A 17,706-nucleotide genomic window follows, 5' to 3' on the forward strand; every position below is an offset into this window, starting at 1 on the left:
AGTGATGTATCAAGGCACGTTATTAGAGTTTTTAAATATGGGTGGATCAGAGATCGTGCTCATTTTAGTAGTAGTTCTATTGTTGTTCGGAGGTAAAAAATTACCTGAGCTTGCCAGAGGACTAGGGAAGGGGATCAGAGAATTTAAAGATGCCTCTGATGGTGTTAAGCGTGAAATCCATCGGAATATCAATGCCATGGATTTAGATAAAGAAGAAGCAGAAGAAACAGCGGTAAACCATAGTCAGCGCCATCATCCAACGGAAGAATCACCGGTTGATGAAAAAATAGAGGCAAGTGCACCAAATATTGATCTGGCCAAGCCTACTGACGAAAAAATTATAACTGACAAAGAAAAAGTTTAAACAAAAAGTTATGTTAAATACAACAATAGCAGCGATGCTTGGGACACCAGAAATTATCATTATTGCGGTAGTGGTATTGTTATTATTTGGTGGTAAAAAAATTCCTGAACTAATGAGAGGTTTAGGTAAAGGTGTTAAAGAATTTAAAGATGGTAAAGATGGCGTTGATGGAGAACAGGTAGATCCGTCTAACCGTGATAAAACCGTTTAATTGCAATAATTTTTAGTTTTGAAGAAATACAGCTCTCTTAAAGAGATTCAAACACTCATTTCGCAAAAGCAATTAACTTTACCCGATTTATTAGCTTATTATTTTAAGCAAATTGAAAATAATGAACACCTCAATGCATTTAATGAGGTGTTTTTTTTATCGGCCGAAGTTCAGGCAAAAGCGATACAGCAAAAAATAGAAGAAGGTAAGCAAGGTAAGCTTGCAGGGATGGTAATTGGTATTAAAGATAATATCTGTTATGAAGGCCATGTCGTTACTGCATCATCAAAAATGCTCGAAGGCTTTGTATCTCCCTATTCTTCTACAGTTGTGCAACGTTTGTTACAGGAAGATGCCGTTATTATCGGCCGTTTAAACTGTGATGAGTTTGCTATGGGCGGCTCTAATGAAACTTCATACTATGGGGCTGCTAAAAATGCGGCAAATCCCGACCTTGTTCCTGGCGGATCTTCTGGAGGTTCAGCTGTTGCCGTTCAGGCCGATATGTGTTTATCTGCCCTGGGTACCGATACCGGTGGCTCGGTAAGACAGCCAGCTGCATTTTGCGGCCAGATTGGGCTTAAACCTACTTATGGACGTATTTCAAGGTATGGGGTTATTGCCTATGCTTCCTCTTTCGATCAGGTTGGCCCCATTACATCTTCAATAGAAGATGCTGCCTTGCTTTTACAGGTTTTAGCTGGTACCGATGATTACGATTCTACCGTTTCTCCTGTTGCAGTGCCCGATTACCCTGCTCATTTGAATGAACATAAAAAACAAAAAATAGCGGTATTAAAAGAAACGATTGAGAGCGAAGCCCTCGATCCCGAAATCAAGTCGGCTATTTTAAAATCAATCGAGCAGCTCAAGGCTGATGGACATACTGTTGAATATGTTTCTTTTGATCTGTTGGATTACCTGGTTCCGGCGTATTATATCTTAACAACCGCCGAAGCCTCTTCAAATCTTTCGCGTTATGATGGCGTTCATTACGGACATCGTAATACGGAAGCGAAATCGCTAAATGAACTTTATAAATTATCACGCGCCGAAGGTTTTGGCGAAGAAGTAAAGCGGCGCATTCTTTTAGGTACTTTTGTTTTAAGTGCAGGATATTACGATGCTTATTATCAAAAAGCACAGCAAGTTCGTCGGTTGATCAGGGAAAAAATGGATGTTTTGTTTCAGGATTATGATTTAATTCTTTCTCCCGTGGCGCCAACAGCCGCTTTTAAAATTGGCGATAATGTTCAGGATGCTATTGTGATGTATATGGCCGATATTTTTACCGTGTTACCTTCTTTAAGTGGAAATCCGGCTATTGCTTTGCCAATAGGCAATAATGCAGCAGGTTTACCGTTAAGTATACAATTTACAGCCAAACATTTTGAGGAAGATAAGCTTCTGGCTTTTTCTCAGGCATTTTTATCATAGTTTTATTGTCATTGCGAGGTACGAAGCAATCTTAATGCAAAAGCATTATATTTAAGTATGGCAATGGCATTTCATTAGCTGTTTTCTAGGCATCGTCTAGGAGGTTCGCAGGTTCTTCTCTTTTCCTTATTATGGAAAGAAAAAGGAATCTGTATAAGGTTTGTGAGGACACAAACCTCGGTTGATGAAAATTTAAACCAATAGCCCATGATTAAAAAAATACTTTTTGCTTCAATTTGTGCATGCTTAGGATACGTTTCTTCCTCTTCCGCGCAACAAACACTCAAACTGGATAGTCTCCCGAAGATTCACAACAACATCTTTATCAATACCGATACCGTAGCTGTACCGGTTGTTTCAGAAAACCCATTAACCATGGGTCAGAACTTTATCTATAAACTCAGGCTGGATTCAATCGCGAAAACGGTGCCCCTTCCTTACAACGAGTACGTGCAGCAGTATATCGATATTTATACCAAGCGTAAAGATATGTTCGGGAAAATGATCGGTTTATCGAGCTATTACTTCCCGATTTTTGATAAAGCCTTAAAAGATTATAACATCCCGCAGGAAATAAAATATTTAACTATCGTCGAATCACAGATGAATCCGCATGCCATTTCAAGAGTAGGCGCAACCGGTATCTGGCAGTTTATGTTCGGCACTGGCAAGGCCTATGGCCTAAAGATGGATAACTTTGTGGATGAACGTAAAGATCCAATCCAGGCCAGTTACGCTGCGGCAGCCTATTTTAGGGATGCTTTTGAAGAGCTTGGCGATTGGTTGTTGGCTATTGCTGCCTATAACTGTGGAAAAGGAAATGTTAACCGGGCTATTGACAAAGCTGGATCCAGGGATTTTTGGGTAATCAGACAATTTTTACCAAAGGAAACCAGAAATTATGTGCCCGCATATATTGCTGCAGTTTATGTCATGAATTATTCTGGTAAACATCAGATTACGGCACAAGCCTCGAGCATGTTCTTAAAAACCGATATCGTTCAAACCACCCGTTATGTTTCGCTATCTACACTTGCAAAAGTGTTAAATGTTGATGAAGCAGCCATTATGGCTTTAAACCCATCGTACAAGAAAAAGATCGTGAACGGTACTGATGATGAACCCAAGCGCATAGTGATGCCTAAGTTGAGGGATATTGATTACGCAGGTATTTACGACGTGTTAAATAATCAGGAAGTTGATGTGAGCATGAAAGTGGTAGCCGCCAATACTGATGATATAAGAGATTTAAGAAAGAAAAAAACTAAAAGTATAGCTACATCTGCTGTAGTTTATCATAAAGTTACCTCAGGACAAAGCTTAACAACTGTGGCCGATAAATATGGGGTAGAAGTACAAGATTTAAGGGTTTGGAACGGTTTAAAAAGCAAAACCCTGGTGCCAGGACAAAGATTAAAGATCTATGCCAAAAACCGAACACCACTAAAAGCACCATCATCGTTTTTAAGTTACAAAGTTAAAACGGGCGATACCTTGTCTGAAATTGCAGAGAAGTTTGACGGTGCAACCGTTCAAAGTATCAGAAGGGACAACCGTTTATCAAAAGCAGGTTTGCAAGTAGGGATGATCCTGAAAATAAGCAAAAGCTAATACTTTAACCAACACAATAGTGTTTATTTATTGATCAGGTATTTGAGATAGTATCGTAACGCCTGGTTTAATACACTAAGTGAAACAAGCAGCTTAATGTCACGTCTTATTTAACTTTTTTTGAAGGGCTTTTTATTTTATGCCTCATAAAAAGAATTGTACCTTTGCCCCCGTCACTAATAAGTTACGTAATGAGTAAGACCACTAGAAAGCAAGATGCGCTTGATTACCACTCGCAAGGCCGTCCAGGAAAGATACAAGTAGTACCCACAAAACCTACAACATCGCAAAGAGATTTAACTTTAGCGTATTCCCCTGGCGTTGCAGAGCCGTGTTTGAAGATCGCAGAAAATAAAGAAGATGTTTATAAATATACCGCAAAGGGCAACCTTGTAGCGGTAATCAGTAACGGTACAGCCGTTTTAGGTTTAGGCGATATCGGCCCTGAAGCCGGAAAGCCAGTAATGGAAGGAAAAGGTTTACTTTTCAAGATCTTTGCTGATATTGATGTATTCGATTTAGAGTTAGATACCAAAAATGTTGATGATTTTGTAAAAATCGTGAAGGCTTTAGAGCCAACATTTGGTGGGGTTAACTTAGAAGATATTAAAGCGCCAGAATGTTTCGAAATTGAGCGTCGCTTAAAGGAAGAAATGAACATTCCGGTAATGCATGATGATCAACATGGTACAGCGATCATTTCGGCTGCAGCATTGTTGAACGCTTGCGAGATCTTCAAGAAAAAAATGGATAAGATTAAGATTGTAGTTAATGGTGCTGGCGCCGCTGCAATTTCTTGTACCAAACTTTATGTTTCTTTAGGCGCTAAAAAAGAGAACATCGTCATGTGCGACCGCTCTGGTGTGATCCGTAAAGACCGTGAGGTACTTGATGAGATTAAAGCTGAATTTGCTACCGATAGAAAAATCAACACTTTAGCCGAAGCCATGAAAGATTCTGATGTGTTTATCGGTCTTTCATCTGCAGATTGCGTTACAGCAGAAATGCTGATTTCGATGGCGAAAAACCCTATCGTTTTTGCAATGGCCAACCCGAATCCGGAGATTGCCTACGAACTGGCGATTAAAACCCGTAAAGATATTATTATGGCCACAGGCCGTTCTGATTATCCGAACCAGGTGAACAACGTTTTAGGTTTCCCTTATATTTTCCGTGGTGCGCTTGACGTTCGTGCAACAAGTATTAATGAGCCGATGAAAATCGCTGCCGTTAAAGCCATCGCAGAATTAGCTAAAAAATCAGTTCCGGAGGCTGTAAATTTAGCTTACAATGCCCGTAACCTTAAATTCGGTAAAGAATATATTATTCCAAAACCTGTAGATTTTAGGTTAATTACAGAAGTTTCTATCGCGGTTGCGAAAGCAGCAATTGAAAGTGGTGTCGCCCGTAAAATTATTACCGATTGGGATGCCTACAGCGAAGAACTGAGAAAACGTTTAGGTTTGGATGATGCCATTATGCGTGCCATTACTACCAAAGCTAAAACGGATCCAAAAAGAGTTGTATTTGCCGAAGCCGATAATTACAAAATTTTAAAGGCAGCACAGATTGTTAAAGACGAGAATATCGCCATTCCAATCCTTTTAGGAAATAAAGAAAAAATACAGGCGATTATTGATGAGCACGGTTTAGAGTTAGAGGGTGTTGAGATTATTGATCAGATGCAAAACCCTGATAAAACCAAACAATACGCCGAGGCGCTTTATCAAAAACGTCAGCGTAAAGGGGTTTCTTTAAATGATGCCACTAAATTATTGAGAGACCGTAACTATTATGGTGCATCGATGGTTGAGTTTGGCGAAGCAGATGCCATGATTTCGGGTCTGACCAAAAATTACGGATCTACCATTAAGCCTGCTTTGCACGTAATTGGAGTTGACCCAAGCGTAAAACGTGTTGCTGGTATGTACATGATGATGACCAAAAAAGGTCCTGTTTTCTTCGGTGATACCACTGTAAATGTAGATCCAACGGCAGAAGAGCTGGTAGATATTACTTTATTGCTTGATAAATCTGTTAAACAGTTTAACATCAAGCCCCGTATCGCTTTATTATCGTATTCAAACTTTGGTTCAAACGATGGGGTAACACCAAATAAAGTAAGGGAAACAGTTAAACTCCTGCATAAAAATCATCCAGAGGTAATTGTAGATGGAGAGATGCAAGGAAACTTTGCCATTAACAACGAATTATTAAAAGATAATTTTCCATTTAGTACTCTGGCAGATGCTCCGGCTAACACTTTAGTGTTTCCAAATCTGGAGTCAGGAAACATTGCATACAAATTGTTACAAGAGTTAGGCGGCGCCGAAGCGGTGGGTCCGATCCTGCTTGGACTGAATAAACCTGTTCATATTGTTCAATTAGGCAGTTCAGTACGCGAAATTGTCAATATGGTTACCATTGCTGTTGTAGATGTGCAAGCAAAAGAAGAAATTGCAACATCGAAACGAAAAGGTATATTTGGAAAAACAACTAAAAAGTAGAATTACATGTACGCCTATATTGATGGTAAATTGACATTCAAAAACCCGGCATATGTTGTGGTTGAAGCCGGAGGTATAGGCTATCATATAAACATTTCTTTAAACACATACAGCGCTTTAGGCGATGCAGAAAGGTGTAAACTATACACCTGGCTGCATGTAAAAGAAGATGCACATACATTATACGGCTTCGCCGAAGAAGGCGAACGCCGTTTATTTTTACACCTGATATCGGTATCGGGAATTGGACCAAATACGGGTAGAATGATTTTATCATCTATCACACCCGTTGAAATACAGACCGCAATTGTTAAAGCAGATTTGCCACTAATTCAAAGAATTAAGGGCTTAGGAGCTAAAACAGCACAACGCCTGGTTTTAGAACTACAGGATAAGCTAAAAAAAGAAGGGGCAGACTCGTTAATTTCTATGCCTCAACACAATACTGTTAAAGATGAAGCGTTATCAGCATTAGTAATGCTCGGATTCGCCAAACAAACCGCCGAAAAAACTATAGACCAGATTTTAAAAGTGACAGAGGGGACACTTTCGGTAGAGCAACTAATTAAACAAGCTTTAAAAACTTTATAGACCCTACCGCCTTTGAAGAGAATATCTACATTTCTGTTTCTCATCCCTCTTTTCTTAATTGCTTCTCAAAACGCCTTCTCTCAAGTTGTTCCAAGCAAAACGGATACGATTGCCCCAAAAAATAACTTTGGTTTACGCGAGAAAGAACGCTTAGGACTTAGTCCGGCCGTTAATCCGTTTTATCCGGCACCTAGCAATTTAAAGCGCGTTGTAGAATACGATGCTAAGAACAAACGTTATGTGGTGAAGGAATTGATTGGTGAAAAATTTGTTTTAAATACCCAATATTTAACCATCGATGAATACCAGCGATTGGTGAACAGTGAGATAAAACGCGGCAACTGGCGCAGCATTTCAAATGCAGAGGTAAGTGATTATAGAAGCACTGGTATAATCCCTCAGATTCAGGTAAACAGTAAGGCTTTCGAAAAATTATTCGGCGGAACAACTATCGATATCCAGCCCCGCGGAGAGGCTGAACTTACCTTTTTAGGACGTGTAAACAAGAATGAAAACCCGCTTTTTAACGAAAGACAAAGGGTACAGACCAATTTCGATTTTAACCAAAGGATACAAATGGATCTGGTTGGTAATATTGGAACCAAACTAAAAATCAAAAGCAATTACAATACCGAAGCCCAGTTTGATTTCGAAAACCAGATTAAACTCGATTATACCGGCGGACCTGATGATATTATCCAAAAAATTGAAGCGGGTAACGTAAGCCTGCCTTTAAATACTTCATTAATTACCGGAACACAGGCACTCTTCGGTATTAAAACACAATTGAAATTTGGCCGCTTAAATGTAACCAGTGTTTACACCCAGCAAAAGTCCGAATCGAGAGAAATTAGGATTACCAACGGGGCACAACAAAATACGACTACGGTAAATATCGACAGCTACGAAGCCAACAAACACTATTTTTTATCGCAATATTTTAGGAACAACTATAACAAAAATCTTGCTAACGCACCAATTATTACCTCACCCATACAGATTACTAAAATTGAGGTTTGGATTACCAATAAGGCAGGTAATACCACCGATTCGAGAGATGTATTGGGTTTGATGGATTTAGGCGAAAATGTTCCTTTTAACACTTCTTTGCTTACTGGCGGGACTTCAGGCTTGCCTGCCGGAACTACCGCAACGGGTTTTTCGCAACAATCGAATAATTTGATAGCGCAATTAAATGCTTATCAGGGAGGCGCTATAAGGCAAACAAATTCTAACGCCGTACTCTCTTTCTTCCAGACAACTCCTGCCAATAGCAGCAATACTGATAACTTTGCCAAACTCATCTACGCCAGAAAATTAACCGAACGCGAGTTTACCTTTCAGCCTCAACTGGGTTATTTATCACTAAACAACCCCTTAAATGCTGATGAGGTTTTAGCTGTTGCCTACCGCTACACTTATAACGGCGTTGAATATCAGGTGGGTGAGTTTTCTACCGATGTTTCTTTTGATGCGGCTAATCCAAAAGTACTTTATGCTAAATTATTAAAGAACGAAACGACCAAGATCCAACTTCCGACATGGGATTTGATGATGAAAAATATTTACTCTATTGGAGGGTATCAGATCAGCAGTCAAAATTTTAAACTTGATATTTACCGCATTGATAACGAAACCGGTGTGGATAACCCGGTAATGACCGAAGGACAGAATACGGCAAACAAACAGTGGATTGCCTTGACCGAATTCGACCGTTTGAACCAACAGAATGAGCGGAAACCCGACGGGATTTTCGATTTTGTAGCGGCAAACAATGCTTTTGGTTCTTACTCTACTGCGAGCAATGCTAATCAAGCGAGTATGTTTGGGGTAGGTAGCAACGGACAAACCTCATTGGTTACCAATACCAATTCGGGCTACATTACCATCGACCCTGCAAACGGCAGGATTATCTTTCCGGTAATTGAACCTTTTGGTAAAGATTTAGCTGCGAAGTTTTTACCCAGCGAACAGGCGTTGATTAATAAATATACTTTTACAGCGCTTTATGATTCGACACAAACCATCGCCAAGCAGTTATTTCAAAACCAGAACAGGTATACCATTAAGGTAAATTACCAGTCTGATATTTCCTCTGAATTCAGCTTAAATGCCATTAATGTACCTGAAGGATCGGTAAAGGTTTTTGCCGGAACGATGCCGTTAACCGAGGGAGTAGATTTTACGGTTGATTATCAGGGCGGCAGGGTGAGTATTATCAACCAGGCACTTTTGGTATCTGGTCAACCGATTCGGATTACGACAGAAAACAATGAACTTTTTGGTCTGCAACAGCGATCACTTTTTGGAACCCGTTTAGATTATCGCGTAAATAATAAACTAAACCTTGGTGGTACCATCATGAACCTAACCGAGAAACCTTTAACACAAAAGGTAAACATTGGCGAAGAACCCATTTCGAATACCATTTGGGGAGCAGACATTAACTACAGTTCGCCATCCAGGTTTTTAACAAAATTGGTTGATAAACTTCCTTTCCTTTCTACCAAGGCACCTTCGAGTGTAACCTTTTATGGAGAGTTTGCACAATTGATTCCCGGGCACCCAAGGGCCTTAAATTTTGCAGGCAGTAAAAACGGGGTAAGTTATTTAGATGATTTTGAGGCGTCGAGATCAGTAATCGATTTAAAAAGTGCTATTGCGTGGCAGCTATCGGGCACTCCTCAGCTTTTCGCCGAGCATGATAAGTCTAACGATTTAACTTATGGTTACAACCGGGCTAGAATTGCATTTTATAACATTGATCCTACTTTTTATAATTCAGCAGCATCTACTACTCCTGCCAATATCAGGAACAACCGGGCAGAACTTTCTAATCACTATGTGAGGGAAATAATTGAACAAGAAGTTTTTCCGTTTAAAGAAACGGCGACCGGGCAGGCCTTAAATATTACCACTTTCGATGTGGCTTACTATCCAACTGTTAGGGGGCCATATAACTTTCGGCCTACAGATTTTAGACCAGATGGAACGTTATTGCAGCCCAGAAATAACTGGGGAGGTTTCCAGCGAAAAATTGAAACCAACGATTTTGAAGCTTTAAATGTGGGCTTTATTGAGTTTTGGGTAATGGACCCGTTTATTTATAAACCAAATTCGGCAGGTGGTGACATGTATTTCAACCTGGGAAATATTTCGGAAGATATTCTTAAAGATGGTCGGAAATCCTTAGAAAATGGTTTGCCGGCAACCAACGACCCAAGCAAATACGAAGAAACCGTATGGGGCCGTGTACCCAAATTGCAACCTGTGGTACAGGCTTTCGATAATAATGCCAATTCACGCCGTGCACAGGATGTAGGTTTGGATGGACTATCGGATGCAGACGAAAAAGTAAAATTTGCTGCGGCAATTACGCAGATTAAATCGCAATTAAATGCCACGGCTTCTGCCGCACTGGATACCGATCCTTCATCAGATAATTATGCCTATTTCAGAGGCCCGGCTTTAGATCAGATTAATGCAGGCATTCTTAAACGTTACGAGAAATATAACGGAACTGAAGGAAACTCTAAAACTTCACAGCAGTCACAGGAAGAATTAGGACTTGAAAACTCTGCGTCTACTTCTTTACCCGATGGAGAAGACATCAACCGCGATAATAACATGACGCAAAGCGATGAGTATTTTCAGTATAAAGTTTCGATACGCCCGGGCGATTTAAATGTCGGTCAGAATTTTATTACCGATAAAGTAACCTCGCAGGTAAAATTGGCCAATGGAAATACCCAGGCCGTTTCATGGTATCAATTCAGAATCCCAATTGGTCAGTACCAGGAGAAAGTAGGTGGTATCCAGGATTTTAAATCAATCCGTTTTTTCAGGATGTTTATGACCAATTTCGCTGATACCGCTGTAATGCGTTTCGCGAAATTACAATTGATCCGCGGGGAATGGAGAGAATACAATGCTGCGAACCAAGCTGCACAAGTAATCGTCGATCCATCACTGCCTGCACTTACTCCTGATAATTCTACTATTGAAGTTTCGACGGTAAACATCGAAGAAAATGGAAAACGTTCACCGATTCCATACGTTACCCCTCCAGGCATTCTTCGCGAGCGTGATTATAGCAACTATCGTGGCGATACGCGTTTAAATGAGCAATCGCTGTCTGTTATTGTAAAATCGCTAAGAGATGGCTATGGTAGAGCTGCATTTAAAACAGCTTACAGCGATTTCAGATCTTATAAACATTTAGAAATGTTTATCCATGCCGAGGCCGTTAACAATCAAATTTTAAATGATAATGATGTTGCCGCATTCTTACGAATTGGAACTGATAACCAGGATAATTATTATGAATATGTAATTCCATTAAAGGTAACCAATCCGGGTACAAGCGATCCTGATGCCATTTGGCCGGAAGCCAATAGAATGGATATTGATTTAACGCTTTTCCAAAATGCTAAGCTGGCCCGTAATGTAGCTAAACAGGCTAACGGACAACCATGGCCTACCAATGTTCCATTTACCTATACCGATGGAACCAGAACCATTGTAGTTAAAGGGCAACCTGATATGAGCAAAGTTAGGGTGTACATGGTGGGTATTAAAAATCCGCTCCGTGCCGCCAGTGATGAACAGAACGATGACGGACTTGATAAAAATGCGCTGGTTTGGTTTAACGAATTAAGGTTAACAGAATTTGATGAAAAGGGCGGTTGGGCAGCTACAGGGAGACTGAACTTGAAACTGGCCGATTTTGCAGATGTAAATATTTCAGGAAGTAAATCTACCATCGGTTTTGGTTCGATCGATTCGAAAGTGAGTGAGCGGAACCGTGCCGATAATGTATTACTTGATGTTTCTTCTGCCATGGAATTAGGTAAGTTTCTGCCGCAAAAATCGGGTGTGAAAATCCCAATGTTTGTAAGTTACTCTAAGCAGGTTTCTACTCCACAGTACAATCCCAGAACACCAGATATTGAGCTCAAAAATGCTTTAGAACAATCGACAAAAGAACAAAAAGATTCGATTTTAAATTTTGCACAGGATTATACCGTTAGAAGAGGTATAAACTTTACCAACGTCAGAAAAGAACGGACCAATAACAGTAAACCTGTTCACCTTTGGGATATAGAGAATTTTGCAGCAAGTTATGCTTATACGCAATACAATCATCGCGATTTTATTAACCAGAGCAGTATTCAGAATACCTATAGGGCATCGTTACAGTACAGTTATTCAAAAGAAGCCAAAACGATAGCGCCATTTGAAAAGATTATAAAATCGAATATGCTCGCTTTACTGAAGGATTTTAACTTCAGTATTTTCCCAAGTGCGATTAATTTCAGGATTGATGTAGACCGTTTATATTCAGAAAATACCTTACGAAATAACGATCCAAATAATACCATTGGGGTTTACCAGAGTGGTTATGGCACCACCTTTAACAAAAACTTTACCATGAGCAGGATTTATGGTATAGCCTGGAACCTTACCCGTTCGCTACAGTTAGATTTTAATGCCACAAATTATTCGATCATTGATGAACCAGATGGCAGACTCGACGGTTTAAAACGCGATACCGTTTGGCAAAATTTAAAACGTTTAGGACGTACAACCGATTATAACCATAATTTAAACGTTACTTATAACCTGCCAATTGATAAAATACCCGGGCTAAACTGGATTACCGTGAAAACCCGTTATGGAACTAACTTTAACTGGCAAACCGAGCCGCTTTCTACCTTACTCGATCCGAATATTAATTTGGGTAATACGGTACAGAACAGCAGAACAGTACAGGTAAATCCAACCCTAAACTTAACTACTTTATACAACAAGTTTGGCTTTATCAGAAATGCAGGTAATGATCAGGAAGGAAGTGGTGCTAAGAAATTTTTTATTAACCTGTTAACGAGCGTAAAAAACGTTAATGCCAGTTTTGTACAAACCAAAGGTATTTTCTTGCCAGGTTATCTGCCAACCACCAGGTATTTTGGTATCGATAATGTAACCGGGGCACCAGGTTTAGGTTTTGCTTTCGGAAGTCAGCGCGATATTCGTGATATGGCATTAAACAACGGCTGGCTAACCACCGATACCTTGCAGAATCAACTGTATGTAAACACCCTCAGAGAGGATTTTCAGCTTACCGGACAGGTAGAGCCATTTAAAGATTTACGGATTACGCTAAAGGCAAATAAGGCACAAACCAGAAATTTTTCTACCAATTTCAGGTATGTAGCCAGCGTATCATCGTTCGAAAATTTAAGTGCCATTACTACCGGCGATTATAGTGTATCTTATATTGCTTTGGGTACAGCTTTCAAAGAAAATAACGCTACGGTAATTTCGGGCTTGTTTAATCAGTTTATGGCCAACAGGATCATTATCTCCAGAAGATTGGGTGCTCAGAATCCAAATTCAGGGGGGGTAAATGGCGGTTATGCAGATGGTTACAGTAAAGAAAGCCAGGATGTGATTATTTCAGCTTTTATGGCTGCCTATTCGGGCAAAGATGCAGGCAAGACAAAAATGAATGCCTTTCCTAAAATACCACTGCCAAACTGGAGTTTAACCTATAGCGGTTTAACCCGTATTCCTTTTATCGCCGATAAGTTTTCATCTGTCGACATCAGACATGGCTACCGCTCTGCCTACAATATTAATGGCTTTAACTCATTATTACGCTATCAGGAAACCAATGGTGCGGTTAGCAGTAGAGATGTAAATAATAACTTTTTACCAGAATACCAGTTTGCTCAGGTAACCATTTCTGAATATTTTTCTCCGTTGGTTGGCGTTGATACCAGGTTTAAAAATAACCTGACCGCTTCTTTTGAGTTAAACCGTTCACGTTTATTAGGATTAAGTTTATCTAACAGTCAGCTGGCACAGCTATCAGAAAACAATATGGTTTTAGGATTGGGCTACCGTACCAATAAATTCCGTTTCCCATTCGGATGGTTTAAAAGCCTGAAAATGGATAACAACATGGATTTTAAGTTAGATGTAGCCATCCGCGACAATAAAACCGTGATTTACCGTGCAGATGTGACCGAAGCCGAAGTTTCTTCAGGAGCAAAGAACATTACCTTAAGGCCAAGTGTAGATTATGTATTGAATCAGAAATTTAATATCAAATTGTTTTACGATTCGAATATTACTAAGCCTTATACTTCGCAAACTTTTAATACTTCATTCAGTAATTTCGGATTTAGTTTAAGGTTTACATTGAATTAACGACATAAGGCAATCCTAATCTAACAGTTTGTTAGTGGCCAGGTCGGTTATGATATGTTCAGGATCTATTGAAAAGTTATTGGTCGCTGGGTACCTTTAAATTACTATCATTAGTATTGTTAGATGTGTCCCATGCAATCTTATTCTTTTGTGCTAAGAATATTCTGCTAAATACATATGCAGTTAAAAACATAGGGCCATAACTGAACAGCAAATAATCAAAACTCATGTAATACATGGCCCCGCTGATAAGCAAATAGAACAAAAAGATAACAATCGAATGGGCCATCGGCCTGTCATTTATAAATCTTTTATAACCCGATTTTTCTATCAGGTAATGATTTATCGTAATAACTGCTGCAATTATAGCTATAAAGATAAATAGATGGGTAAAGGGTAGGTTAAAATTAAAACTATAATTAAGCGGTTTTATAAGCATGATCAATCCAATATAGCCGAATCCAATTGCCATTGTTACCGGAACAGAAACAATCAAGGTCACTAGGCATACTTTTAAAGTGTAAATTTGTGCAGGTTTCATATCGAGCGTTAATTTGTTAGGTGAATATAAATATTTTTCCTGAATCTGTTTATGCGAACAATTCCCGATTCAGGAACTTGTGTACGAAAAGCAGCATTAAACCTTTTTACGATAAGTAAATTTGCCAGGCATTGCGATATGTTAAACTAAATTGTATTTTTGAAGGATAAACGGCATAAGAAACTAAATACTTGGAATACGAGTAGGCCGCTTAAAACAACAAAATACATAACTTATATTCAATAATTTATAACTAATGAATTTTCCATCAGAATTAAAATACACTAAAGACCACGAGTGGGTTAAAGTTGAAGGTAACGAAGCTATTATCGGTGTTACTGATTTCGCTCAGCGTGAATTGGGTGATATTGTTTATGTTGATATCAATACGGTAGGTAGCGAGGTAGCAAAAGAAGAAGTTTTTGGTACTGTAGAAGCCGTTAAAACAGTGTCTGATTTATATATGCCAGTTACTGGTACCGTATTAGAAGTTAATGCTGAACTAAACGATAATCCGGAATTAGTAAATTCTGATCCTTATGGAAAAGGTTGGATGGTAAAAGTATCTTTAGCTAATTTAGCTGAGGTAGAAGATTTATTAACAGCAGAAGCTTACCAGGAATTGGTAGGCGCTTAATTATTATATTTTGTACAAAGCACTGAAACAACAAAAATGGGCCGTTCTATGGACCATCGTAGTTTTAGTGCTTTGTAATATTGAAATTTCCGATTCTGTAGGTGGAAGCGGTTTTTTCTTTAAAGGTTTTGACAAGATGACCCATATGGGTTTTTTCTTTGTCTTATCGGTATTACTCTTCTACGGTAAAATTAGATATCAGCATACCTTCGCTTTCAGAACATTAACCATTTTTAAAATATTGCTTATCAATGCAATCATTGGCGGCGGAATTGAACTGTTACAATGGAAAGTTTTCACCTACCGATCAGCAGAATGGTGGGATTTTGGCTGCGATATGTTAGGCGCATCAATGGCAGTTTTTAGTTATGTATTGCTCCATAAATTAAATTTCAATGAAACCACGACGGATACACCGCTTACCAAAAACAATTAATGTATCCGAAATCGCTTCATTGCAATTGAAAATAAAATAAAATCAATGAAAACGAAAGTTAGCATCATCTGTGTAATGGCGGCCATATGTTTAAGTGGGTGCAGTATTTTTAAAAAGAACTGTAACTGCCCAAAAGTATATTACAAAAACTATCCTTCACCGCAAAAATAATCCTCTTTCTGATCGCTTTCCCTTTCGATCTGATCACCTTCCTAAAGGCTGTATTTAAAATGTTACCAACCTTTTAACACACCTTAACAAACCTTTGCGCCTTTCCCTAGTCTGATAGCTTAGTTTTGTATTATATTATCTAATTTTTTTGATGAAAAGAAACGTTCAGAGGGCAATATTCATTGCGCTCCTATTTTGTGGATATATTGCCCAGGCTCAAAATACTGGCTCAATAAGCGGTAAAGTAATTAACGCGAAAGATAAAAAGCCTGTTGACTTTGCTACCATAGCAATTAAAAGCTTGAAAGATTCGAGTACGGTAGCCTCAGGACAAACCAATCCTGATGGCTCTTTTAGTTTTAAGAATATTGCCGCGGGTAAATATAGAATCTACTCCGCCTTTTTAGGTTTAAAAACAGTAACCAAGGACATTGACGTGGGCAAAGCAGCAGTGAATGCCGGCGAAATTGCCATGGTTGATGATGGTGTTGATTTAAAAGATGTTAACGTTACGGCAAGCATTCCGGTAGTTGTAAAAACAGATACTATAGAATTTGATGGAAAATCAATCAAGGTGAGAGAAAACGCTGTTGTAGAAGACATGTTGAAAAAACTTCCAGGAGTTGAAGTAGCAAAAGACGGAAGCATTAAAGCACAGGGCGAAACCGTTACAAAAGTTAAAGTAGATGGTAAAGAGTTTTTTGGAACAGATCCCTTATTGGCTACAAAAAACTTACCTGCCGATATGGTTGATAAGATTCAGGTAATTGATGAGATGTCCGAGCAATCTCAATTTTCTGGTGTTGATGATGGTACAAGAAATAAAATCTTAAATATCACAACTAAAGCCGGAATGAAAAAGGGTTATTTTGGAAATAGTACAGTTGGATACGGTACACAAGATCGTTATGATGCAAGTTTGAATGTGAACAAGTTTAATAACGATCAACAGTTTAGTTTTATCGGTCAGTTTAACAATGTAAATAAACAGAATTTCGGACAGGGTAATGGCGCGGGCAATGGTTTTGGCGGCGGTGGCCGTGGCAATTTTGGTGGTGGAGGTAGTGGTGCAGGTAGCGGTGGTATTACGACCACCAATGCTGCAGGTTTAAACTTTGCCGATACTTATAAAGATGGTACCCAGATTCAGGGAAGTTACTTTTTTAATAAATCGGCTGTCGCAAACCAGCAGACAAGTTTTACCCAGAATTTATTGGGCGACAAAATTACTACTGTTTCGAACAATGCGGATAATAATACGGACAGGATTAACCATCGGTTTAATTTTATGATTGATACTAAACTGGATTCTTCAACTACTATTAAAATCCAGCCGAACGTATCGTACACTGAAAGTGATGCTACAAACCTGAGCGATTATACCAGAAACCTCATCCAGTCTACAACTGTCGGAAATCAGCGCTATATCAGCAACAGTACAACCCCAAACATCAGCAATAACTTGTTGGTTCGTAAAAAGTTCAAAAGACGCGGTAGGACACTCTCGCTTAATGTAAATACGAGTATTAATAATAATGATGCCGATAACTATAATTACATTTCTGAAACGAATACCATTAACAGTACACCAACGGCTAGTTTGATCGATCAGTTGAACAAGGTAAATACCAACTCTATTAATAATACCTCCAGATTGGTGTATACAGAGCCACTTTCTAAAACAACAAGTTTAGAGTTTAACTATCAAAACGGATATAGCCATGATAACCAGGGCCGCCAGGTATTGGATTTTAATTCAGCAAGCGGGCAATATGATCTGGTTAATTTGGATTACACGAATATTTATGAGAACCAGACTTTAACAAATGCTGCGGGCGTAAGTTTTACAACTAATGAAAAAAAATATAACTGGAATATTGGTTTAGCCGCACAACAAACCAATCGCGAAAACACTAACCTTACAACTGGTTTGGTAAGAACACAGAATTTTCATCAATTTAACGCCTTCGGCAAATTTCAGATATAAT

The 17,706-nt window shown here is 39.0% G+C and carries 11 protein-coding genes; 10 read left to right on the forward strand and 1 reads right to left on the reverse strand.

The features are described from left to right. The first annotated feature begins 4 nt into the window (after positions 1-4). The 7 genes from QF042_RS03435 (at position 5) to sprA (ending at position 13,933) form a co-directional block, all read left to right on the forward strand. Entirely contained in the window at positions 5-364 is a 360-nt protein-coding gene (locus QF042_RS03435) for a twin-arginine translocase TatA/TatE family subunit (protein ID WP_131529707.1), read from the forward strand. Positions 365-374: 10 nt separating this feature from the next. Further along, positions 375-575 (forward strand): twin-arginine translocase TatA/TatE family subunit, encoded by a 201-nt coding sequence (locus QF042_RS03440; RefSeq protein WP_029287719.1) that lies wholly within the window; start codon positions 375-377, stop codon positions 573-575. Between the two features lie 18 nt (positions 576-593). Next, positions 594-2,012 (forward strand): Asp-tRNA(Asn)/Glu-tRNA(Gln) amidotransferase subunit GatA, encoded by a 1,419-nt coding sequence (gene gatA / locus QF042_RS03445; protein WP_307525374.1) that lies wholly within the window; start codon positions 594-596, stop codon positions 2,010-2,012. Positions 2,013-2,219: 207 nt separating this feature from the next. Then, entirely contained in the window at positions 2,220-3,623 is a 1,404-nt protein-coding gene (locus QF042_RS03450; RefSeq protein ID WP_307525376.1) for a lytic transglycosylase domain-containing protein, read from the forward strand. A 191-nt stretch (positions 3,624-3,814) separates the two neighbouring features. Then, positions 3,815-6,130 (forward strand): NADP-dependent malic enzyme, encoded by a 2,316-nt coding sequence (locus QF042_RS03455; RefSeq protein ID WP_307525377.1) that lies wholly within the window; start codon positions 3,815-3,817, stop codon positions 6,128-6,130. A gap of 6 nt (positions 6,131-6,136) precedes the next feature. Then, positions 6,137-6,721, forward strand: coding sequence for a Holliday junction branch migration protein RuvA (ruvA, locus tag QF042_RS03460; RefSeq protein WP_307525379.1), 585 nt, complete (start codon positions 6,137-6,139; stop codon positions 6,719-6,721). A gap of 12 nt (positions 6,722-6,733) precedes the next feature. Then, positions 6,734-13,933 carry a cell surface protein SprA gene (gene sprA / locus QF042_RS03465; protein ID WP_307525381.1) on the forward strand — a complete coding sequence of 2,400 codons (7,200 nt, stop codon included), beginning with the start codon at positions 6,734-6,736 and terminating at the stop codon, positions 13,931-13,933. A 76-nt stretch (positions 13,934-14,009) separates the two neighbouring features. Here the strand turns inward: sprA and QF042_RS03470 are convergent, their stop codons facing one another. Then, entirely contained in the window at positions 14,010-14,474 is a 465-nt protein-coding gene (locus QF042_RS03470; protein WP_307525383.1) for a hypothetical protein, read from the reverse strand. Between the two features lie 256 nt (positions 14,475-14,730). Between QF042_RS03470 and gcvH the strand changes: the two genes are divergently transcribed. The 3 genes from gcvH (at position 14,731) to QF042_RS03485 (ending at position 17,705) form a co-directional block, all read left to right on the forward strand. After that, entirely contained in the window at positions 14,731-15,111 is a 381-nt protein-coding gene (gcvH, locus tag QF042_RS03475; RefSeq protein ID WP_307525385.1) for a glycine cleavage system protein GcvH, read from the forward strand. Between the two features lie 10 nt (positions 15,112-15,121). After that, the gene (locus tag QF042_RS03480) at positions 15,122-15,547 is read left to right on the forward strand and encodes a VanZ family protein (RefSeq protein WP_307525386.1); all 426 of its coding nucleotides are present in this window, start codon (positions 15,122-15,124) and stop codon (positions 15,545-15,547) included. A 322-nt stretch (positions 15,548-15,869) separates the two neighbouring features. Continuing rightward, positions 15,870-17,705, forward strand: coding sequence for a carboxypeptidase-like regulatory domain-containing protein (locus tag QF042_RS03485; protein WP_307525388.1), 1,836 nt, complete (start codon positions 15,870-15,872; stop codon positions 17,703-17,705). Position 17,706 lies beyond the last annotated feature (1 nt).

Source organism: Pedobacter sp. W3I1, from assembly GCF_030816015.1.
Classification (GTDB): domain Bacteria; phylum Bacteroidota; class Bacteroidia; order Sphingobacteriales; family Sphingobacteriaceae; genus Pedobacter.